A 20,625-nucleotide genomic window follows, 5' to 3' on the forward strand; every position below is an offset into this window, starting at 1 on the left:
TTACCTGCTGGGGAAACCACGCCATCGCCCGGTCCATTACCGTCTAGAGGTACAAGGAAATGAACCTACGTGATCTGAAATATCTGGTGGCGTTGGCTGACCATCGCCACTTTGGTCGCGCGGCGGCGTCCTGCTTCGTCAGCCAGCCCACGCTCTCGACCCAGATCCGCAAGCTCGAGGATGAGCTGGGCCTGCCGCTGGTGGAGCGTTCCCCGCGCAAGGTGATGCTGACCCCGGCCGGACTGGAAGCGGCCGCGCGCGCGCGCTCGATCATGGGCGAAATCGAACAATTGAAAGAAGCGGCGCGGCGCAGCCGCGATCCGGAAGCGGGCACGGTCCGGCTGGGCATCTTCCCCACGCTGGGCCCCTACCTGCTGCCGCACGTCATCCCCAACATCCGCGGACGGTTCCCACAGCTGGAACTGCTGCTGGTCGAAGAAAAAAGCGACGAACTGCTGCATCGGCTGCGCGACGGCCGGCTGGACGCGGCGCTGTTGGCACTGCCCCTGGACGACGACCAGCTGCACGCCGAGTTCCTGTTCGAGGAACCGTTCCTGCTGGCCGTCTCCGGCCAGCACCCGCTGGCGCGACGCCTGCACCTGGACGTGCAGGAGCTGTCTTCGCAGAAGCTGCTGCTGCTTGAAGACGGGCACTGCCTGCGCGACCAGGCGCTGGCGGTGTGCCGGCTGTTCGGCGCCAACGAGAAATCCGAATTCCGCGCCACCAGCCTGGAGACGCTGCGCCAGATGGTCGCGGCCGACGTCGGCATCACCCTGCTGCCGACGCTGTCGGTGAAGCCGCCGGTGCCGCGCTCGGACAACATCCGTCTGCTCGACTTCGAAGGCGAAGACCGGCCCAGCCGGCGCATCGCGATGGCCTGGCGGCGCAGCTCGGCCATGACCGGGTTCCTGGAACAGCTGGCCGAGCAGTTCAAGCGGCTGCCGGAGGCATTGTTCATGCTGGACCCCGCCGATGGCGCCCCGGACCGGCCGCAGCCGCTGCAGGCGCGGGCCTGACGGTCACGCTGAACCGGCCATGCCGGGGCGCCCCGGGCCCGGGTCGCATACTCTGCGGATAGGCAGCACAATAGGACAAGGCGGTGCCAGCAGGCGCCGCCTTTTGCTTGGGTCTTCCATAATCAAGGAGTTTCAGATGTCTACCGCCAGCGGCCTGCCGCCGTCCATCACCGTTTCCAGTCACGACATGGACCGCCTCGAGGCCATGCTCGACGGACCCACCGTCGCCAAGACGCCTGCGGCGCTGGCCCTGGCCGATGAGTTGAACCGTGCGACCGTCGTGGCGCCGGAACAGATGCCCGAAGGCGTGGTCATGATGCATTCGCGGGTGGAATGCGAAGATGAGCTGCACGGCGACAAGCACGAGCTGACGCTGGTGTACCCGCGCGAAGCCGATGTCGACCAGGGCAAGGTCTCCATCCTCGCACCGGTGGGCACCGCACTGCTGGGCCTGGCCGTTGGCCAGTCGATGGACTGGGATGCACCTGGCGGCCGCAAACTGCGCCTGCGGGTGAAGGCCGTCCACGCCCCCAAGATTTGATCGTCCCTGCCACGCACCGCGCAGGGCCCAGGTAACGTTCCAGGAGCCGCAATGAGCACCGCAACCCCGTCCAAACTTTCGCAGCTGCGCGACCTGTCCGTGGTCGTGGCCGATACCGGCGATTACGAGGCGATCAAGCGCCTGAAGCCGGTCGACTGCACGACCAATCCCACGCTGGTCAGGAAGGCACTCGACCTGCCGGTCTATGCCGAACTGATCGAGCGCGAACTGGCCTGGGGCCGTGAGCAGTCGGGCGAGCGCGAAACTGTCGTGCACGCCGTGGCCGACCGCCTCACCGTGGGCGTGGGCACGCTGCTGAGCACGCTGGTGCCGGGCCGTGTGTCCACCGAAGTCGACGCCGACCTGGCGCACGACACGGCGAGCACGGTGACCAAGGCGCGCCAGTTCATCGCCATGTACGAAGCGGCCGGCGTGCCGCGCAGCAAGGTGCTGATCAAGATCGCCGCCACCTGGGAAGGCGTGGAAGCCGCCCGCCAGCTGCAGGCCGAAGGCATCGACTGCAATCTGACCCTGATCTTCAACCCGACCCAGGCGCTGGCCTGCAGCGAGGCCGGCGCGTTCCTGATCTCCCCGTTCGTCGGCCGGATCCTGGACTGGTACGTGGCCAACGGCCAGGCCCCGGCCAACATCGACGCCGACCCGGGCGTGGTGTTCGTGCGCGGCGTGTACGCCGAGTTCAAGCGCCGCGGCTCGCCGACGGTGGTGATGGGCGCCTCGTTCCGTTCCACCGCGCAGATCGAAGCACTGGCCGGTTGCGACCGCCTGACCATCTCGCCGGACCTGCTGGAAAAGCTGGACGCCGACCACGGCGAGCTGCCGCGCAAGCTGGTGGCGGGTGCCCCCGAAGCGGTCACCGTCACCCCGATCGACGCCGCGACATTCGCCGCCGACCTGGCCGCCGACCCGATGGCCACCGAGAAGCTGGCCGCCGGCATCGACGCATTCGCCAAGGACCTTGAAGCGCTGCGCCAGACGATTCGCGAACGGCTGTAAGCAGTTCCTGCGTTCTCGAACGCAAAGACGGGACGGATGCAGCGATTGCATCCGTCCCGTTTGTTTTTGGGTTTCCGCGAACGGCTGGACCTGGGACCGGTAGCGTCGGTTCCCGAACGACGGCACGGAACGCCACCACGCCCGGTAACGCATGAAAATGATCGGCACCGCCGTTGATCTACCGTGGCCCCCAACACACCGTCGAGGGTCGGCGGGGGCGGGTTTGCGGGACTGTAGAAAACATGGATGTTTTCTACAAGCCCCCATGGATGGGTTCACGGCGTGTCCCGCAAACCCGCACCCGCCGGCCCAGCTAAGGCCATGCGCAGGCTACCGGCTGTTCGCCAGAACGCATGAAGGTGCCGGGCAATGCCCGGCACCTCCAGCATCAAATGCAACCAAGCGCTGTTACGCCCCAACCCCGATCGGGCAACTCACCCCAGTGCCACCAATCCCGCAGTAACCATTCGGGTTTTTGGCCAGATACTGCTGGTGATAGTCCTCGGCGTAGTAGTACTCCGGCGCCGGGAATTCGATCTCGGTAGTGATCGCCCCCAACCCGGCCTCGGTCAGCCGCTGCTGGTAGGCATCACGGCTGGCCAACGCCGCATCGAACTGGGCCTGGGACGTGGCATGGACCGCCGAACGGTACTGGGTGCCGGTATCGTTGCCCTGGCGCATGCCCTGGGTCGGGTCGTGGTTCTCCCAGAACACCTGCAGCAGCTCGCCCAGGCTGATGATCGCCGGGTCGAACACTACCTCCACGATCTCGGTGTGCCCGGTCAGGCCCGAGCACACTTCCTCGTAGGTCGGGTTCGGGGTCACCCCGCCCGCATAGCCCACCGAGGTCGAATACACCCCCGGCAAGGTCCAGAACTTGCGCTCGGCGCCCCAGAAGCAGCCCATGGCGAAGCGGATGCGCTCCAGCCCGGCGAAGCCGTCCTTCAGCGGGTGGCTGTTCACGTAGTGCTGGTTGTGCAGCGGCAGCGGGTGCTCGCGGCCGGGCAGCGCCTCTTCCGGGCGCGGCAGGCGCTGCTTGAACGCTCCAATGCCCAACAGGCCCTTGGCAATACCCAACATGGCGCTCTCCTAGGCCGGCAACAGGCCGGCGCTTTCGTCACCGTCGAATATGGGGTCGTCCTGTGGCCCGCCCAAGTCCAGCCCGGCCACGATCTGCTCCGCCTCCGGGCGGGCCAGGTCCGGAACGCAGACCCGCAGCACCCCGAACAGCGGCAGCTCGCCCATCCCGCCCAGCAGCGACTCGCCGAAAACGAAGGCCGGAATCCCGGCCGCCTCCAGCGCGTGCTTGACCAGATGGGCGTCGAACAGGTTGTCGGCCTGGTAGATCACGTGCATGGGGCAGGCTCCGGGCGAGTTCGTGGCCAGCATACGCGGTCGGCATGAACACGTGGGCCGGGGCTTTGCCGGGACCGGTCTGGGTGCTAGCCCCCTGAGTCAGGGGGCGGCCGCGAAGCGGCGGGGGTATGGGTGCTGGTGAGAAGGGGCCCAAGGTTTGCGCAGCAATCCTTGGGGCGACAGCGCGCATGCGATGGCGCGTACCCCGACCAACGGTCGGCACCTACCGTCTAACGCGTCCCGGGGGGACGCGTTAGACTGGCAATCTTTCTGCCTTCTGCCTGCGCATCATGTCCGAGCCTACTGCCGCCCCTACCGACGCCCTTCCGGAAACCCACGAAAAGCGGGATTTCATCCGTCAGATCGTCCGCGAGGACCTGGCCGCCGGCAAGCATGCCGCGATCAAGACGCGCTTCCCGCCCGAGCCCAACGGCTACCTGCACATCGGCCATGCCAAGTCGATCTGCCTGAACTTCGGCATCGCCGGTGAGTTCGCCGGCGTCTGCAACCTGCGCTTCGACGATACCAACCCGGCCAAGGAAGACCCCGAGTACGTGGCCGCCATCCAGGATGACGTGCGCTGGCTGGGCTTCACCTGGAACGAACTGCGGCATGCCTCCGATTACTTCGACGCCTACTACCTGGCCGCCGAAAAGCTGATCCGCGACGGCAAGGCCTATGTCTGCGACCTGTCGGCCGAGGAAGTGCGCGCCTACCGCGGCACCCTGACCGAACCCGGCCGCCCCTCGCCCTGGCGCGACCGCAGCGTGGACGAAAACCTGGACCTGTTCCGCCGCATGCGCGCCGGTGAGTTCCCCGACGGCGCGCGCACCGTGCGCGCCAGGATCGACATGGCCAGCGGCAACATCAACCTGCGCGATCCCGCGCTGTACCGCATCAAGCACGTCGAGCACCAGAACACCGGCAACGCCTGGCCGATCTACCCGATGTACGACTTCGCCCATGCCCTGGGCGATTCCATCGAAGGCATCACCCACTCGCTGTGCACCCTGGAATTCGAAGACCACCGCCCGCTGTACGACTGGTGCGTGGACAACGTCGACTTCGCCCATGACGATGCGCTGACCGCGCCGCTGGTCGAACGCGGCCTGCCGCGCGAAGCTGCCAAGCCGCGCCAGATCGAATTCTCGCGTTTGAACATCAACTACACCGTGATGAGCAAGCGCAAGCTGATGGCGCTGGTCACCGAACAGCTCGTCGATGGCTGGGAAGACCCGCGCATGCCGACCCTGCAGGGCCTGCGCCGCCGTGGCTACACCCCGGCCGCGATGCGCCTGTTCGCCGAACGCGTGGGCATCAGCAAGCAGAACTCGATGATCGATTTCAGCGTGCTCGAAGGCGCGCTGCGCGAAGACCTCGACAGTGCCGCCGCGCGCCGCATGGCCGTGGTCGACCCGGTCAAGCTGGTGCTGACCAACCTGCCCGAGGGCCATGCCGAAACGCTGACCTTCTCCAACCACCCCAAGGACGACGCCTTCGGGACCCGCGACGTGCCGTTCGCGCGCGAACTGTGGATCGAGCGCGAAGACTTCGCCGAGGTGCCGCCCAAGGGCTGGAAGCGCCTGGTGCCCGGTGGCGAAGTGCGCCTGCGCGGCGCCGGCATCATCCGCTGCGATGAAGTGATCAAGGATGCCGACGGCACCATCACCGAACTGCGCGGCTGGCTGGATCCCGAATCGCGTCCCGGCATGGAAGGCGCCAACCGCAAGGTCAAGGGCACCATCCACTGGGTCAGCGCCGTGCACGCCGTGCCGGCCGAAATCCGCCTGTACGACCGCCTGTTCTCGGTGCCCAACCCGGACGATGAGTCCGAAGGCAAGACCTACCGCGACTACCTCAACCCCGAGTCGCGCCGCACCGTCACCGGCTACGTCGAACCGGCCGCGGCCACCGCCGCGCCTGAACAGTCGTTCCAGTTCGAGCGCACCGGCTACTTCGTCGCCGACCGCCGCGACCACACCGCCGCCGCCCCCGTGTTCAACCGCAGCGTCACCCTGCGCGACACCTGGTCGGCGTAAGCCCCACCGCATTCGAAAGGTTTGTCCCATGCTGTACGCGCAAGTCCACCTCACCCTGCCCGCCTGGATCCACGACCAGATCGACCTGGCCCGTGCGTATCCCGGCGATGCCGCCAAGGTCGCCCTGGCGATCGAACTGTCGCGGCTGAACGTCGAGGCGGAAACCGGTGGCCCGTTCGGCGCCGTGGTGTTTGGTCCGGACGACCGCGTCATCGCGGCCGGCGTCAACCGCGTGGTGCCGCACAGCACCTCGCTGGCGCATGCCGAGAACATGGCTTACATGCTCGCCCAGCAGCGCCTGCAGAGCCCGCGCCTGAACGACGTGCTGTCGCCGATCACCCTGGCCACCTCCTCGCAGCCGTGCTGCCAGTGCTACGGCGCCACCATCTGGGCCGGCATCGACCGGCTGCTGATCGGCGCCAGCGCGCAGGATGTGGAAGAACTGACCCCGTTCGATGAAGGTCCGCTGCCGGCCGACTGGATCGGCGAACTCAACAAGCGCGGCATCGAGGTCGTGCGCGACATCGAACGCGACGCGGCACGCGCAGTGCTGCGCCAGTACGGGGAGATCAACGGTGCGCATTACTGATACCCACGCCATGGGCGTGCGTCGATGAGTGGCCTGCTGTGCCTGTGCCGGCAGGGTTTCGAGCCCGAACTGGCCGGTGAACTTGCCGAGCGTGCCGCCTACGCCAACATTGCCGGTTACGCCCGTACCCAGCGCAACGATGGCTACGTGCTGTTCGCCACCGACGAGGGCGCCGCGCTATCCAAAGCGTTGCCCTGGCGTTCGCTGATCTTCGCCCGCCAGAAGCTGGTAGTGCTGGCCGAACTGCGCGAGCTGGATCCAACCGACCGGATCACCCCGATCCTGGCCGCGCTGGACGGCCAGCAACGCTTCGGCGACATGTGGGTGGAACATCCCGATTCGGACGAAGGCAAGCCGCTGGCCGGCCTGGCCCGCGCCTTCGGCAATGCCCTGCGCCCGGCGCTGCGCAAGGCCGGCCTGCTCACCGACAAGCCCAACACCAGCCTGCCACGCCTGCATGTCGTGTTTGTTGACGGTCGCCATGCATTTGTCTGCGTGGCCGATACCCGCGACAGCGCTCCCTGGGCACTGGGCATTCCGCGCCTGAAGCTGCTGCCCGACGCGCCGTCGCGCTCGGCGCTGAAGCTGGACGAAGCGCTGCTGACCCTGATGAGCCCTGAAGAGCGCGAGCAGCTGGTCAAGCCCGGCATGCGCTCGGCCGATCTGGGCGCCGCCCCCGGCGGCTGGACCTGGGTGCTCACCCGCCAGCACATGCACGTGATCAGCGTGGACAACGGCCCGCTGCGCGAGCACGTGCTGGAAACCGGCCTGGTCGAACACCTGCGCGCCGATGGGTTCCACTGGCAGCCCGAGGCGCCGCTGGACTGGATGGTCTGCGACATGGTCGAGCAGCCGCGCCGCGTGGCCGAGCGCATGGCCACCTGGTTCCGCGAGGGCTGGTGCCGGCACGCGATCTTCAACCTCAAGCTGCCGATGAAGAAGCGCTGGGACGAAACCCGGCTGTGCCTGGAGCTGTTCGAAGCGCAGGCCGGGCGACCGCTCACCGTGCGCGCCAAGCAGCTCTACCACGACCGTGAGGAAATCACGGTGCTGGCCTGGACCGGGCGATGAAGGACGCGCGGCAGCGCTGGCTGCTGCGCTGAGGAGGGCTCAGCCCTTGGCGGGCCCCCGGAAGTGCTGCAGGCTGCGGGTCAGTTCCAGCGCTTTGTTCAACTGATTCAGGCGGTCATTGTTCCAGCTGTCATGGGCTCCGGAGGCCAACCGGGCCGGACCACGCTGGCGCTCGAGGTCGCGCTGCAGGGATTTGAGGCTGTTCAGCAGGAGCTTGGCCTGGCCCTCGGTCGGCGCGGCGGCGCCCTTGGAGCGGGCAAATTTGTCCAGGTTCACCTGCGCCCGAAGGCCATCCTCGCCCCGGCAGCCGATGCCGTACTGGTGGCACCTGTTGTTGATGTGCGTGATCAGTCCATTGAAATCCCTGGCGGCCGCCTCGGGATGGGCAACGATCGCGCGCACGGTCTTTTCAGCGTTGAACGACGCCGGCCGGAAAAGCTGGTTGAGAACCTCGGCAATGCTCATGATTCTTCCTCGGGAAAGGGAGCGACGCGCCGCACCCGTTACGGTGGAACGCCTCCAGACCCGTTCAGTCTGCTGAAACGCAGGGGCCACCCACTTTCAAGAATCAATCATCCCGGGCTCGTCGCGCCAACGCGTGGGCCTTGCTGCCGCACGCATCAACCCTGGCGACGCCGGTTCAACGCGAGGCACTGCTCGACCGGGATACCCTGCTTGTGGGACAGCAACAGCTTCACGAAGTACTGGCAACTGTCGCGATCGACGTCGTCCTGCCGCACGGCCGCCACCGTGTGGACCTCACCGCCGACCGCGCGGACCTCCGGGATGTCACGCAGCGGCTTCGACGCCACACCACGGTTGTGTATGGTGGTGAGCTGCACGCCGAGGCTGCCAGAGACGCCTCGCGGAGTGCGGCCGCACATGCGGTTCGCCGACGAAGGCTGCTGGGGACGATCAAGGGGCGAAAGTGCCATGGGGGAGTTCCGGAAGATGGGAAGCGCGACGCGCTGTCGAGGCCGGACAGCGCCAGCCGCGCCGCAGTCTGCGCAGTGGCAGCCCAGCCCACTTCCAGATTTCGATCCCCCGGAACCTACAGCCCCGCCGCGCGCTTCCACAGTGCCGACACCAGTGGCGGCAGGCGGCCCACGCTGCCCAGCGCGCAACCACGCGCCAGCGTCAAATGCATCTCGTCGTTGGAGAAAATGGTGTTGATCGCGTCAAAGCCATAAGCCGACACTGTGTTCTCGCTGCGGCGTTCGCGCGCCCAGCGCTGCAGGCGGTCGGGCGAAGCCCAGTCCTGGCGTCGCTGCTGCGCACGCAGCACCGTGGCATGCAGCGCCGCCACATCGCGCAGGCCCAGGTTCACGCCCTGCCCGGCCAGCGGATGCACCACATGCGCGGCATCGCCCAGCGCCAGCACGCGGCCTGCCACGTAGGCACTGGCCAGCTGGCGGCGCAGCGGGAAGGCGGCGCGCCGCGAGGCCAGGGTCATCGCGCCCAGCCGGGCGCCGAAGGCGCGGGTCAGCTCGGCGTTGAAGGTGGCCTCGTCCAGCCCCAGCACGCGTTCGGCCTCCGCATCGGGGAGCGTCCACACGATGGAGCTGCGGTGCGTGCCGGCCGGCAGCACTGCCAGCGGCCCGGTGGTCAGGAAGCGCTGCCAGGCCGTGGCCTGGTTGTCCTGTTCGGTATCGATGTAGGCGACCACGCCGCGCTGGGCGTACTCCTGGCGGCTGACCTGCACGCCGGCCAGGCGGCGCAGGGTCGAGTCCGCGCCGTCGGCGGCGATGGCCAGCGCGGCGTCCAGCCGGCGCCCGTCCTCCAGCCGCACGCGCACGCCGTCGGCATCCTGTTCGAGCCCTTCCACCCGTGCCGGGCAGCACAGCTGCACACCCGCCGCCGGCAGGGCCGCCCACAGCCGGTCCACCAGCAGGTCGTTTTCCACGATCCAGCCCAGCTGCTCACGGCCCAGGCGGTCGGCATCGAACTGCAGTTCCTCACCGCCGGCGGCGTCCCAGACCCGCATGCGCCGGTACGCGCAGGCGCGCGCGGCCAGCACCGCCGGCCATACGCCGAGCGTACGCAGCAGCTGCGCGTTGTCCGGCGCGAACGCATACACCCGCAGGTCCGGCTGCTGCGGCTGCCACGCTGGCGGTTCGCGGCCTTCGACCAGGGTGACCTCCAGCCCGGCATCGGCCAGCGCCAGCGCGCAGGCGGCGCCCACCACGCCGCCGCCCACCACGATCACATCGCGCGCGCGCCGGCTCATGCGCCGGCTCCCCGGCACAACGCCGGGACCTCGCCGCGGAAGCCCATGGCACCGCCGACCAGCATCGACTGCATCGAGGTCGCCTGCGCTGCCAGCAGCCCGAGACTGCGCAGCGGGCGCATCAACGGCGCGGGATTGCTGGTCAGCCGTGCCAGTCCGCCGGAGAAGGCGATGGTCTGGCGGCGATCCTCTTCACGGCGCGCGACATGCGCCTGCAGCAGCGCATCGCTGCCCACGTCGTCGGCCGTTTCGATCAGCTCGGCCAGGGTCAGCGCGTCGCGCAGGCCCAGGTTGAAGCCCTGCGCGCCCAGCGGATGGATGGTCTGCGCCGCATTGCCCAGCAGCACCGCGCGCTCGCCCACCAGTCCCTGCGCCAACACCTGCACCAGCGGGTAGGCACTGCGCGCGCCGCTTTCCAGCAGCCGCCCGGCGCGCCAGCCGATGGCCTGCTGCAGGCGCGCCAGCCAGGCCGCGTCGTCGAGTGCCAGCACGGCATCGGCCTGGTCGCGGGCCACGCCGTGCACCGCCCCGTAATGGCGGTCGCCCCGCGGCAGCAGGGCGGTCGGGCCTGTATCGGTAAAGCGTTCGAACGCGGTGCCGTCCGGCGCGCGCGCCGAGCGGACGCGGGCCACGAACAGGGTCTGCTGGAAATCATGTTCGTCCACCCCGATGCCCAGCGCTTCGCGCACGCCGCTGCGGGTGCCATCGGCGCCCACCACCAGCCGCGCCAGCAGGGTGCGCTCACCGGCATCGTCGGCGATCACCACTTCGCGGCAGCCATCGACCGTGGCGCCCAGCCGCACGAACCGCGCCGGCCGGTACCGGGTGAGGCGGCGCAGGCCCTGCAGGCGGGTTTCCAGTGCCTGGCCGAAATCGCGCGCCACCACCACCTGGCCGAACCACGGGCGATCGTACTGCGCAGCGTCCATCTGGACCCGGCCGAAATCACCGGCGCGGGTGACCTGGATGCGGGTGATCGGCCCCACCGCCGAGCCCAGCAACGGCATCACCCCCAAGGCGGTCAGGGCGTTGACCGTGGCGGCGGCAAAACTGAGGTTGCGCTGGTCGAACACCGGCGGCAGCGCGCCGGGCGGCGCGATCTCGACCAGCCCGACATCGCGTCCGGCCCGGTCCAGGGCGATGGCCAGGCTGGCGCCGACCAGGCCGCCGCCCACGATCACTACGTCATGACGTTCACTCATGCCGCCCATGATAGTGCGTGCGGCCCGGCTACGCCCCGTGGCGGCAGGCGCTAGAATGAACGCTGGACTCCCGACGCCTGCCCCCATGACCCCTACCGCCCAACGCGCCTTCATCCTGTTCGTGCTCGTGCTGCTGATGGCGGCGACCCGGGTCAATCACTTCGCGGCGATCCCCGACGCGTCGTGGGCGGTGTTCTTCATTGCAGGCTTCCACCTGCGCAGCTGGACGCGCTGGGCCTTCCCGCTGCTGATGGTGCTGGCGATCGTGATCGATGTGCTGGTGATCCGCGCCAGCGGCATCGGCTACTGGCAGCACTACTGCGTCTCGCCGGGGACCGCACTGCTGGTGCCGGCCTACTTCGCGATGTGGGCCGGTGGCGCGCTGCTGCGCCAGGGCTACCACGGCGCGGACTGGACCGCGCTGGCCAAGGGCTGCGTGCTGCTGCTGGCGGCGGTGGCGGTGTGCCACCTGTTCGCGCAGAGCGGCTTCTACTGGACCAGCGACGTGGTCGCCGCCCCCACGCTGCAGGGCTGGGCACGCAACTATGCGGACTGGTTCCTGCCCTACCTGCGCACCGCCGCGATCTACGTCGGCCTGGCCGCCGCGCTGCAGCTGGCCACCGAACAGGTGGTCAAGCTGCTGCACGCCCGCCGCGACGCGCTGCACTGAGCCCGGCACGCATGGGCAACCGGCTGTCGCGCATCTACACCCGCACTGGCGATGACGGCAGCACCGGCCTGGGCGACGGCAGCCGGGTGGCCAAGGATGCGGCACGGGTCAACGCCTTCGGCAGCGTGGACGAGGCCAATTCGGCGCTCGGCGTGCTGCTGGCGGTGGCGCTGCCCGATGACGTGCGCGCCCTGCTCACCACCGTGCAACACCAGCTGTTCGACCTGGGCGGCGAGCTGTGCATTCCCGGCCATGCGGCAATCCAGGCGGGCGACGTGGCGGCGCTGGAGCGCCACCTGGACCACTACAACGCCGACCTGCCCGCGTTGAAGGAATTCATCCTGCCCGGTGGCGGCGAAGCCGCCGCACGCTGCCACCTGACCCGCACCATCGTGCGCCGCGCCGAGCGCGAAACCGTCACCCTGGCCCGCCAGGAGCCGGTGCGCGCCGAAGCGCTGCATTACCTCAACCGGCTGTCGGACCTGCTGTTCGTGCTGGCCCGCGTGCTCGCCCGCGCCGACGGCCACGGCGAGGTCCTCTGGCAGCATACCCGCCGCCACGGCTGAGCCGCCCCCGCTCCGGAACCCCGTCCGCATGCTGGTTTTCACCCATCCCGCCTGTCTGCAACACGATCCCGGGCGCGGCCACCCCGAATGCCCCGAACGCCTGCAGGTGGTGCTCGATGCCCTGCGTGCCACCTACCCCGACCAGCTGGACTGGCGCCAGGCGCCGCCGGCCAAGTTCGGCGAACTGGCGCGCGTGCACGACAGCGCGCTGATCGACCTGGTGCTGGCACCACAGACCGAACCGCTGCGCCTGATCGACATGGACACGATGACCTCGCCCGGTTCGGCCAGCGCCGCCCTGCATGCCGCCGGCGCCGGCGTGGCTGCGGTGGATGCCGTGATGCTGGGCGGGGATCCGGTGGCGTTCTGCGCGGTGCGCCCGCCCGGCCACCACGCCACCGCGACCACGGCGATGGGGTTCTGCCTCTTCAACAACATCGCCATCGCGGCCGCGTACGCGCGCGACCGCTATGGGCTGGAGCGGATCGCGGTGGTCGATTTCGACGTCCACCACGGCAACGGCACCCAGGACATCTTCGTGGCCGACCCGCGCGTGGCCTACTACAGCACCCACCAGGCCGGGCTGTTCCCCAACTCGGGCCTGCGCCGCGACCGTGGCGCGGGCAACCTGCTCAACATCCTGCTGCCACCGGGCAGCGGCAGCTTCCGCTTCCGCAACACCTGGGCCGACGAGATGCTGCCGGCCATCGACGATTTCCGCCCGCAGCTGCTGCTGGTCTCGGCCGGTTTCGATGCCCACCTGCGCGACCCGCAGGCCGACCTGATGCTGGAAACCGAGGATTTCGCCTGGATCACCGCCGAGCTCCGCCGGCTGGCCCGTCGCCATGGCGGCGGCCGCATGGTCTCCATGCTGGAGGGCGGATACGACCTGCAGGCGCTTGCCGAATGCTCCGTCGCGCACGTAGGCGCGCTGCTGTGAGATGAACCTGAACCCTTGGCTGCAGCAAGCCTTCATTGCCCCTATGCAAGGGATGGGGCAAGCTACGATCCGTTTTCGTCCGAATCCGAATCCCGCGTGCGCCGAGCCCTCCGCCTGCTGCCTCTCCCCCTGAGCATCGCCATCTGCCTGCCGGCCATGGCCGACGACAAACCGGTGAACTGGGGCCTGTGCCCGGTGACCGATGTCCTGCCCGCCTTCCAGGACGCCCCTGTGGCGGACAAGGCCGCGGCCGAAACCCGCGACCAGCAACCCACCGATATCGAAGGCGACGCGCTTACCGGTACCAGCACCGTGCCGCAATACCAGGGCAACGTGGCGCTGAAGCGTGGCGACCAGTTCCTGGGCACCGACCACCTGAGCTTCGACACCGAAAGTGGCAACTACATCGCCGAAGGCAATGTGCGCTACCAGGATTCGTCGATCCGGATGACGGCCAAGCGCGCCGAAGGCAACCAGGAATCGGACACCCACAAGATCAGCGACATCCAGTACCAGCTGGTGGACCGGCGCGGCCATGGCGGCGCAGACTCGATCGACCTGCAGGGTTCGGTGGGCCAGATGCACCGCTCGACCTATACCACCTGCGACCCCTCGCAGCCGGTGTGGAAACTGTCGGCGCCGCAGATCGACGTGGACAATGACGAAGGCTTCGGCACCGCCCGCAACGCGGTGCTGCGCATCGGCAACGTGCCGGTGCTGTGGGCGCCGTACTTCAAGTTCCCGATCGACGACCGCCGCCAGACCGGCCTGCTCTACCCGCAGCTGGGCATGTCCGGCCGCAACGGCTTCGACTATGCCCAGCCGATCTACTTCAACCTGGCGCCGAACTACGACGACACCCTGACCCCGCGCTACATGAGCAAGCGCGGCCTGATGCTCGACAACGAGTTCCGCTATCTGTACGACGGCGGCCGTGGCGAACTGCAGACCGCCTACCTGCCCAATGACAAGCTGCGCGACCGCGACCGCGGCCAGGTCGAATACCAGGGTTACCACAACATCGACCCGCACTGGCAGGCCCGCGCCAACATCGCCTGGGTCAGTGACGAGCGGTACACCGAGGACTTCTCCAGCAAGCTGCTGGGGGTGACCACCTCGAGCCTGCAGAGCCAGGTCGGCATCTACGGTACCGGTGAGAACTGGACGGCCGGGCTGATGGCCGACTACTGGCAGAACACCGATTACACGCTGACCGACGCGTCGCTGCCCTACTCCCGCCAGCCGCGCCTGTTCGCCACCTGGGACAAGCCGCTGCTGCCATGGCTGGAAGTGGGGGTGTACGCCGAGGCGGTGCACTTCACCCATGACGACGTCGACCAGAAGACCCAGCTGCCTGATGGCGAATTCGTCCACAATGGCGTGGTCACCCCGTACTTCAACGGTTCGCGGCTGGATGTAAAGCCTTACGTGACCTTCCCGTTCGCCGGCGCGTCCTGGTATGTCACCCCGACCTTGGCGTACCGCTACACCGGGTATGAGCTGGACCGTGGACTGGCTGACCAGACCCGACTGCAGGCGTTGACCGACGCAAAGGTCGATCTGGGCACGCTCACTCCCGACCAGCTGCGTGGCAACACCTCGCCGCACCGCGGCGTGCCCATCGCCAGTCTCGACGCAGGCATGTTCTTCGACCGCGAGACCACCATCGGCGGCACCTCGTACCTGCACACGCTGGAACCGCGCCTGTTCTACCTGCGCACGCCCTACCGCGACCAGAGCGATCTGCCGATCTTCGATACGCGCGACTTCACCTTCAGCTGGGGCCAGCTGTTCCGCGATTCGCGCTACACCGGTGCGGACCGCCAGAACGACGCCAACCAGCTGACCATGGCGCTGAGTACCCGCTTCATCAACCAGGAAACCGGCCGCGAGCGCTTCTCCGCCAGCATCGGCCAGATCCTGTATTTCGACGATTCCCGGGTGACCCTGCCCGGCACCACCTCGCAGGTGGAACAGGGCAAGTCGGCCTGGATCGCCGATACCAATTACGCCATCAACGACCGTTGGAACCTGGGCGCCACCTACCAGTGGGATCCCAAGTACAAGCGCGAGGACCTGGCCAGCGTGCGCGCGCGCTACCTGATGTCCAACGACGGCATCGTCAACCTGACCTACCGCCACCGTCTCAACACGGCCGCCCCGGCGACGGCGACCAAGGAAGAACGCACCCTGCTGGAACAGGTGGACCTGTCCTTCCTGTACCCGATCAACCAGACCTGGAGCCTGGTGGGGCGCTATTACTACTCCATCGAAGACAAGGCGCCGCTGGAAATCATCGGCGGCGTGCAATGGGACAGCTGCTGCCTGGCGGTCCGCGCACTGGCCCGCCGTTACGTGCGCAACCGCGAAGGTGAGCTGAACAATTCCTTCCAGATCGAGTTCGTGCTGAAGGGCCTGAGCTCCATCGGCCAGAACACGGACCGCACTTTGCGCCGTGCTATTCTCGGGTACTACCGAGACGACCTCTATCTCGTGCCGCCCGCCAACACGGGCGCCCCCACGCGCGAAGACTACGATCCCAATCTGATCCCATGACCAAGACCTTCCCCGTCCTACTCGCCTCCCTGATCGCGGTCAGCACCGTTTCCGCGCCGCTGCAGGTGCTGGCCCAGCAGAGCCAGTCGCTGGACCGCATCGCCGCCATCGTCGACGAGGATGTCGTGCTGCAGAGCGAGCTGGACCGCGCCATCGTGAACATCAAGGCCCAGTACGCCGGCCGCGAAGGCCAGCTGCCGCCGGATGACGTGCTCAGCCGCCAGGTGCTCGAGCGCCTGGTGCTGGTCAAGCTGCAGGTCACGCGCGCCGAAGGCAGTGGCATCAAGGTCAGCGACCAGGAGCTCAACCAGGCCCTGAACGCGATTGCCCAGCAGAACGGTTCCAACCTGGACGCCCTGCGCCAGCGCCTGGCCGCCGATGGCGTGGATTTCAACGACTTCCGCAGCTCGGTCCGCGATGAAATCACCGTGCAGCGCCTGCGCCAGAGTTTCGCCCAGAGCCGCATCAGCGTCAGCGAGGGTGAAGTGGATGCCGCGCTGAAGCAGGAAGCCACCGCAGGCACCCAGTACCACCTGGCCCACATCCTGATCGCCCTACCCGAAGGCGCAACCGCCGAGCAGATCGCCACCGGCCAGCAGAAGGTCGACGGCGTGAAGGGCCTGCTGGACAAGGGCGAGCTGGACTTCAACGCGGCTGCCGTCCGGTACTCGGACAGCCCCAACGCGCTGGAAGGCGGCGACCTGGGCTGGCGTTCCCTGGATGAGATTCCCGGCGCGTTCGCGAAGATGATGAGCGGCATGAAGGCCGGCGACGTTGTCGGTCCGCTGCGCGGCCCGAGCGGTTTCCAGCTGCTCAAGCTGGTGGAAGTGCGCGACGCCAGTGCCGCCACCACCGGCCAGACCATCACCGAATACCACGGCCGGCACATCCTGATCCGGGTCAACGACCAGCAGGACAACGCCACCGCCAAGGCCAAGATCGACTCGATCCGTGCACGCATCGCCGGCGGCGCCGACTTCGAGGCCGAAGCCAAGGCCTCGTCCGAGGACACCAACAGCAAGGGCCAGGGCGGCGATCTGGGCTGGTTCCCGGCTGACGCGTTCGGCCCGGACTTCGGCAAGCAGGTCACCGGCCTGAGCGACGGTGGCGTCAGCCAGCCGTTCCGCACCGACGCTGGCTGGCACATCGTGCAGCGCGTGGCGACCCGCCAGACCGATTCGGGCACCGACAACAAGCGCGCCCAGATCCGCGAGACGATCGGCCGCCGCAAGCTGGAAGAAGAGTACAACCGCTACCTGCAGGAACTGCGCGGCGAAGCCTACGTGGACCTGCGCACCCCGGCAGCGGCCCCGGCCACTGCTCCGGCCCCGGCCCCGGCCGCGACCAAGCCCTGAGGCACTGGCCATGATCCCGCAGCTCGCTCTGGTACCGGGCGAGCCCGCCGGGATCGGTCCTGAACTCTGTCTTCGCCTGATCCAGCAGCCGCGCACCGATTGCCGGCTGCTGGGCTTCGCCGACCCGGATACCTTGCGGGCGGCCGCAGCGGCGCTGTCGCTGCCATTGAACCTGCTTCCTGAAGATGCCATCGCCCGCCAGCCGGGCGATCTGCCGTTGCGCGAGGTCCGCAATGCGGCCCCCTCACGCTTCGGCCAGGCCGACCCGGCCAACGCCGGCGCGGTGATCGGCGCCCTGCTGCAGGCCGGCCAGGCCTGCCTGGACGGCCACCTGCACGGGGTAGTCACCGGGCCGGTGCACAAGGCGGTCATCAACCAGGGCGGGATCGCCTACAGCGGCACCACCGAACTGCTGGCCGACCAGGCCGGGGTGGAGGTGGTGATGATGCTGGCCAACGACATCGTCCGGGTGGCGCTGGCCACCACCCACCTGCCGCTCCGCGCGGTGGCCGATGCGATCACTGCGGACGGCCTGGCGCGTACGCTGCGGATCGTGCACGGTGCGCTCCGTGGGGCATTCGGCATTGCCGCGCCGCGGATCGCCGTGCTCGGACTGAACCCGCATGCGGGCGAAGACGGGCACCTGGGCCGTGAAGAACTGGACCTGGTGATTCCGCTGCTCGCGCGGCTGCGCGCTGAAGGGATGGACCTGATCGGCCCGCTGCCGGCCGATACCGCCTTCCTGCCGCAGAAGCTGGCCGGGTTCGACACGGTGCTGGCGATGTACCACGACCAGGGCCTGCCGGTGCTCAAGTACAGCGGTTTCGAGCACGCAGTGAACATCACTCTGGGCCTGCCCTACCCGCGCGTAGCGGTTGACCACGGCACCGCGCTGGACCTGGCCGGGCGCGGCACCGCCGACCCGTCCAGCCTGCTCGCCGCCACGCAGTGGTGTGCCCGGCTGGCGCGCCAACGTACACTGGTGCCATGACTTCCCCGCATTCCCCCTCGGCCGCCGGGTTTACCGCGCCGGCCAAAAAGCAGCTGGGCCAGCACTTCCTGGCCGATCGCACTTACATCGACAAGATCGTCCTGGCGGTCAACCCGAAAGACGACGACCGCCTGGTCGAGATCGGCCCGGGCCAGGGCGCCATCACCCTGCCGTTGCTGCGCCGCCACCCGCGCCTGACAGTGATCGAATTCGATCGCGACCTGATCGCGCCGTTGACCGCCGCCGCTGAGCCGCTGGGCGAACTCACCATCATCCACCGCGACGTGCTGCAGGTGAACTTCACCGAACTGGCCGGCGACGGCCAGATCCGGCTGGTAGGCAACCTGCCCTACAACATCTCGTCACCGATCCTGTTCCACGCGATGGACCATGCGGCGGCGATCCGCGACATGCACTTCATGCTGCAGAAGGAAGTGGTGGACCGCATGGCCGCTGCGCCCGGCAGCAAGGTCTACGGCCGGCTCAGCGTGATGCTGCAGGCGTGGTGCAAGGTGACCTCGCTGTTCGTGGTGCCGCCGGGCGCGTTCCGTCCGCCGCCGAAGGTCGATTCGGCCGTGGTCCGGCTGGTGCCGCGCGATCCCGACACGGTGGGCATCATCGACCGCCGTCGCTTCGCGGACGTGGTTCGTGCCGCCTTCGGCCAGCGCCGCAAGACGCTGCGCAACGCACTGAATGGGGTGGTGACGCCCGAGCAGTTCGAAGCGGCCGGGGTGCGCAGCGACGCGCGCGCCGAGCAGCTCGAAGTGGCGCAGTTCATCGCGTTGGCGAACGTGCCGCGCGCGGAAGATTGAAACTCCCTCTAAACTGCCTGCATGAACGACGCTGCACACTATGCGATCTCGGTCGAGGTCGCCCCGCGCTTCCTCGATGACCAGTCCACGCCCGAGGACGGGCGTTTTGCGTTTGCCTACACGATCCGCATCCATAACGCCGGCCGCGTGGCCGCGCGGCTGGTGGCCCGCCACTGGCGGATCACCGACGGTAACGGTCGGGTGGAGCACGTGGACGGCGATGGGGTAATCGGCGAGCAGCCGCGGCTGCGCCCGGGTGAAGACTTCCGTTACACCTCCGGTGTCATGCTGGAAACCGAACACGGCACGATGCAGGGGCATTACGACATGGTGGCCGACGATGGCACCGAGTTCGCCGCCCCGATCGCGCCCTTCGTGTTGACCATTCCGCGCACGCTGCACTGATGGAGGCGCACGCATGAGTGTCTGGGCCATCGGCGACCTGCAGGGCTGTTACGACGTCACCCAGCGTCTGCTGGAGAAAATCCGCTTCGACCCGGCGGTGGACAAACTGTGGTTCTGTGGCGACCTGGTCAACCGGGGCGGCCAGTCGCTGGAAACGCTGCGGCTGGTGCATTCGCTGCGCGATCAGAGCGTGGTGGTGCTGGGCAACCATGATCTGTCGTTGCTGGCCGTCGGTGCGCGCACCGAGGAAGAGCAGCGCAAGGTCAATCCGGACCTGCTGCGGATCGTGCAGGCCGAGGACCGCGACGTACTCTTGGAATGGCTGCGCCTGCAGAAGCTGGTGCACGTGGACCGTGAGCTGGGCTGGATGATGGTGCACGCGGGCCTGGCCCCGAAGTGGACCACGCAGCTGGCCGAGAAGCACGCACGCGAGGTGGAGGTGCAGCTGCACGGCAGCGGCTACCGCAAGCTGTTCCGCAACATGTACGGCGACAAGCCGGGCTGGTCGCCCGGGCTGGCCGGTTACGACCGTTCGCGGGCGATCATCAACCTGCTTACACGCATGCGCTACTGCACGCCCCGCGGGCGGATCGGGATCGAGGACAAGGGCACGCCGGGCACGCAGGAGCAGGGGCTGTATCCCTGGTTCGAGGTACCGGGCCGGGTCGAGCGCGATCTGAAGATCGTGTGCGGTCACTGGTCGGCGCTGGGCCTGACGATCACCCAGGGCGTGCATGCGATCGATACCGGCGCAGTATGGGGCGGCAAGCTCACGGCACTGCAGTTGGATACCGAAGAACTGCGCGTGGTGCAGGTGCCGGGCCGCGATGTGCCCAAGCCGGTTGCACCGCCGCGTCCGCAGGCACGGCGTCCGGCCGGCGAAGGTAATTCGGGCAACAACGGCAATGGTCGGCCGCCGCGTGGGCAGCGCCAGAATCAACAGCAACAGCAGCCACGTCGTGCGCGTGAGCCAGCTGGGAGTGCGGGCGACGGTACGCCGACTACCGCGTAACGCCAAGGCCAAAGCCAAAGCCCTGGTCTGCGAACGTATCTGCGCTGGGCCGGCGGTGGCGGGGGTACGGGGGGCGCCGTAAACCCCCCTCCGGGGTCCGGCCCAGCCGCCAGCGGCTGTGCGTTCAGTCGCACGCGAGGCAGTGCCTCGCAAGCAGTGCGCCTTCACCCTTGGGGGCTCTTGCGAAACATCCATGTTTCGCAAAGCCCCCGTACCCCCGCCCCCGCCGACCCATTGACGGTTGGTTGGTGGCCTGGGGAAAA

At 68.2% G+C, this 20,625-nt stretch carries 21 protein-coding genes; 15 read left to right on the plus strand and 6 right to left on the minus strand.

Annotated features, from left to right (window positions below):
• Positions 1 to 59 precede the first annotated feature (59 nt).
• The 3 genes from SOM39_RS17510 to SOM39_RS17520 all read left to right on the plus strand — a co-directional run bounded on the left by SOM39_RS17510 (position 60) and on the right by SOM39_RS17520 (position 2,571).
• Positions 60 to 1,016: a LysR substrate-binding domain-containing protein gene (locus SOM39_RS17510; protein ID WP_068849361.1), complete on the plus strand. Its 957-nt coding sequence runs from the start codon at positions 60 to 62 to the stop codon at positions 1,014 to 1,016.
• A 136-nt stretch (positions 1,017 to 1,152) separates the two neighbouring features.
• Entirely contained in the window at positions 1,153 to 1,557 is a 405-nt protein-coding gene (gene rnk, locus SOM39_RS17515) for a nucleoside diphosphate kinase regulator (RefSeq protein ID WP_068849359.1), read from the plus strand.
• A 51-nt stretch (positions 1,558 to 1,608) separates the two neighbouring features.
• Positions 1,609 to 2,571 carry a transaldolase gene (locus tag SOM39_RS17520; protein WP_320459106.1) on the plus strand — a complete coding sequence of 321 codons (963 nt, stop codon included), beginning with the start codon at positions 1,609 to 1,611 and terminating at the stop codon, positions 2,569 to 2,571.
• 408 nt (positions 2,572 to 2,979) lie between these two features.
• Here SOM39_RS17520 and msrA read toward each other — a convergent pair whose 3' ends face one another.
• A complete protein-coding gene (gene msrA / locus SOM39_RS17525; protein WP_320459145.1) occupies positions 2,980 to 3,630 on the minus strand; it encodes a peptide-methionine (S)-S-oxide reductase MsrA in 651 nt (216 codons plus the stop codon).
• Positions 3,631 to 3,660: 30 nt separating this feature from the next.
• Positions 3,661 to 3,927 (minus strand): DUF2007 domain-containing protein, encoded by a 267-nt coding sequence (locus tag SOM39_RS17530; protein ID WP_068849355.1) that lies wholly within the window; start codon positions 3,925 to 3,927, stop codon positions 3,661 to 3,663.
• A gap of 290 nt (positions 3,928 to 4,217) precedes the next feature.
• On the opposite strand from SOM39_RS17530, the gene SOM39_RS17535 reads away from it, so the two are divergent.
• Genes SOM39_RS17535 through rlmM form a run of 3 tightly spaced genes read left to right on the plus strand, consistent with a single transcriptional unit; the run spans position 4,218 to position 7,626 of the window.
• Positions 4,218 to 5,966, plus strand: a complete 1,749-nt coding sequence (locus SOM39_RS17535) for a glutamine--tRNA ligase/YqeY domain fusion protein (RefSeq protein ID WP_320459107.1) — start codon at positions 4,218 to 4,220, stop codon at positions 5,964 to 5,966.
• 28 nt (positions 5,967 to 5,994) lie between these two features.
• Complete coding sequence (locus tag SOM39_RS17540) at positions 5,995 to 6,555, plus strand: nucleoside deaminase (protein WP_068849352.1); 561 nt, start codon at positions 5,995 to 5,997, stop codon at positions 6,553 to 6,555.
• A 24-nt stretch (positions 6,556 to 6,579) separates the two neighbouring features.
• Positions 6,580 to 7,626: a 23S rRNA (cytidine(2498)-2'-O)-methyltransferase RlmM gene (rlmM, locus tag SOM39_RS17545; RefSeq protein ID WP_217537059.1), complete on the plus strand. Its 1,047-nt coding sequence runs from the start codon at positions 6,580 to 6,582 to the stop codon at positions 7,624 to 7,626.
• 39 nt (positions 7,627 to 7,665) lie between these two features.
• Here rlmM and SOM39_RS17550 read toward each other — a convergent pair whose 3' ends face one another.
• The 4 genes from SOM39_RS17550 to ubiH all read right to left on the minus strand — a co-directional run bounded on the left by SOM39_RS17550 (position 7,666) and on the right by ubiH (position 11,055).
• The gene (locus tag SOM39_RS17550) at positions 7,666 to 8,091 is read right to left on the minus strand and encodes a hypothetical protein (protein ID WP_093532926.1); all 426 of its coding nucleotides are present in this window, start codon (positions 8,089 to 8,091) and stop codon (positions 7,666 to 7,668) included.
• 155 nt (positions 8,092 to 8,246) lie between these two features.
• Positions 8,247 to 8,561, minus strand: coding sequence for a hypothetical protein (locus tag SOM39_RS17555; RefSeq protein ID WP_320459108.1), 315 nt, complete (start codon positions 8,559 to 8,561; stop codon positions 8,247 to 8,249).
• A 116-nt stretch (positions 8,562 to 8,677) separates the two neighbouring features.
• Positions 8,678 to 9,853, minus strand: a complete 1,176-nt coding sequence (locus tag SOM39_RS17560) for a UbiH/UbiF family hydroxylase (protein ID WP_320459109.1) — start codon at positions 9,851 to 9,853, stop codon at positions 8,678 to 8,680.
• Positions 9,850 to 11,055: a 2-octaprenyl-6-methoxyphenyl hydroxylase gene (gene ubiH, locus SOM39_RS17565; protein WP_320459110.1), complete on the minus strand. Its 1,206-nt coding sequence runs from the start codon at positions 11,053 to 11,055 to the stop codon at positions 9,850 to 9,852. Before ubiH ends, SOM39_RS17560 begins: the two co-directional genes overlap by 4 nt.
• An 85-nt stretch (positions 11,056 to 11,140) precedes the next feature.
• Here ubiH and SOM39_RS17570 point away from each other — a divergent pair, with 85 nt between their 5' ends.
• The 9 genes from SOM39_RS17570 to SOM39_RS17610 all read left to right on the plus strand — a co-directional run bounded on the left by SOM39_RS17570 (position 11,141) and on the right by SOM39_RS17610 (position 20,362).
• A complete protein-coding gene (locus tag SOM39_RS17570; RefSeq protein ID WP_320459111.1) occupies positions 11,141 to 11,725 on the plus strand; it encodes a hypothetical protein in 585 nt (194 codons plus the stop codon).
• An 11-nt stretch (positions 11,726 to 11,736) separates the two neighbouring features.
• The gene (locus tag SOM39_RS17575; protein ID WP_093532930.1) at positions 11,737 to 12,291 is read left to right on the plus strand and encodes a cob(I)yrinic acid a,c-diamide adenosyltransferase; all 555 of its coding nucleotides are present in this window, start codon (positions 11,737 to 11,739) and stop codon (positions 12,289 to 12,291) included.
• 28 nt (positions 12,292 to 12,319) lie between these two features.
• A complete protein-coding gene (locus SOM39_RS17580; protein WP_093532931.1) occupies positions 12,320 to 13,231 on the plus strand; it encodes a histone deacetylase family protein in 912 nt (303 codons plus the stop codon).
• Positions 13,232 to 13,327: 96 nt separating this feature from the next.
• Complete coding sequence (gene lptD / locus SOM39_RS17585) at positions 13,328 to 15,787, plus strand: LPS-assembly protein LptD (RefSeq protein WP_320459112.1); 2,460 nt, start codon at positions 13,328 to 13,330, stop codon at positions 15,785 to 15,787.
• A complete protein-coding gene (locus SOM39_RS17590; protein WP_320459113.1) occupies positions 15,784 to 17,142 on the plus strand; it encodes a peptidylprolyl isomerase in 1,359 nt (452 codons plus the stop codon). The genes lptD and SOM39_RS17590 overlap by 4 nt, the downstream gene beginning before the upstream one ends.
• Before the next feature lie 10 nt (positions 17,143 to 17,152).
• Positions 17,153 to 18,133 (plus strand): 4-hydroxythreonine-4-phosphate dehydrogenase PdxA, encoded by a 981-nt coding sequence (pdxA, locus tag SOM39_RS17595; RefSeq protein ID WP_320459114.1) that lies wholly within the window; start codon positions 17,153 to 17,155, stop codon positions 18,131 to 18,133.
• Positions 18,130 to 18,945, plus strand: coding sequence for a 16S rRNA (adenine(1518)-N(6)/adenine(1519)-N(6))-dimethyltransferase RsmA (gene rsmA / locus SOM39_RS17600; RefSeq protein WP_068849330.1), 816 nt, complete (start codon positions 18,130 to 18,132; stop codon positions 18,943 to 18,945). Before pdxA ends, rsmA begins: the two co-directional genes overlap by 4 nt.
• 21 nt (positions 18,946 to 18,966) lie before the next feature.
• Positions 18,967 to 19,350, plus strand: coding sequence for a Co2+/Mg2+ efflux protein ApaG (gene apaG, locus SOM39_RS17605; protein WP_068849328.1), 384 nt, complete (start codon positions 18,967 to 18,969; stop codon positions 19,348 to 19,350).
• A 13-nt stretch (positions 19,351 to 19,363) separates the two neighbouring features.
• Positions 19,364 to 20,362 carry a symmetrical bis(5'-nucleosyl)-tetraphosphatase gene (locus SOM39_RS17610; protein WP_320459115.1) on the plus strand — a complete coding sequence of 333 codons (999 nt, stop codon included), beginning with the start codon at positions 19,364 to 19,366 and terminating at the stop codon, positions 20,360 to 20,362.
• The last annotated feature ends 263 nt before the right edge of the window (positions 20,363 to 20,625 follow it).

The organism is Stenotrophomonas sp. CFBP8994, assembly GCF_034044835.1.
GTDB lineage: Bacteria > Pseudomonadota > Gammaproteobacteria > Xanthomonadales > Xanthomonadaceae > Stenotrophomonas > Stenotrophomonas rhizophila_A.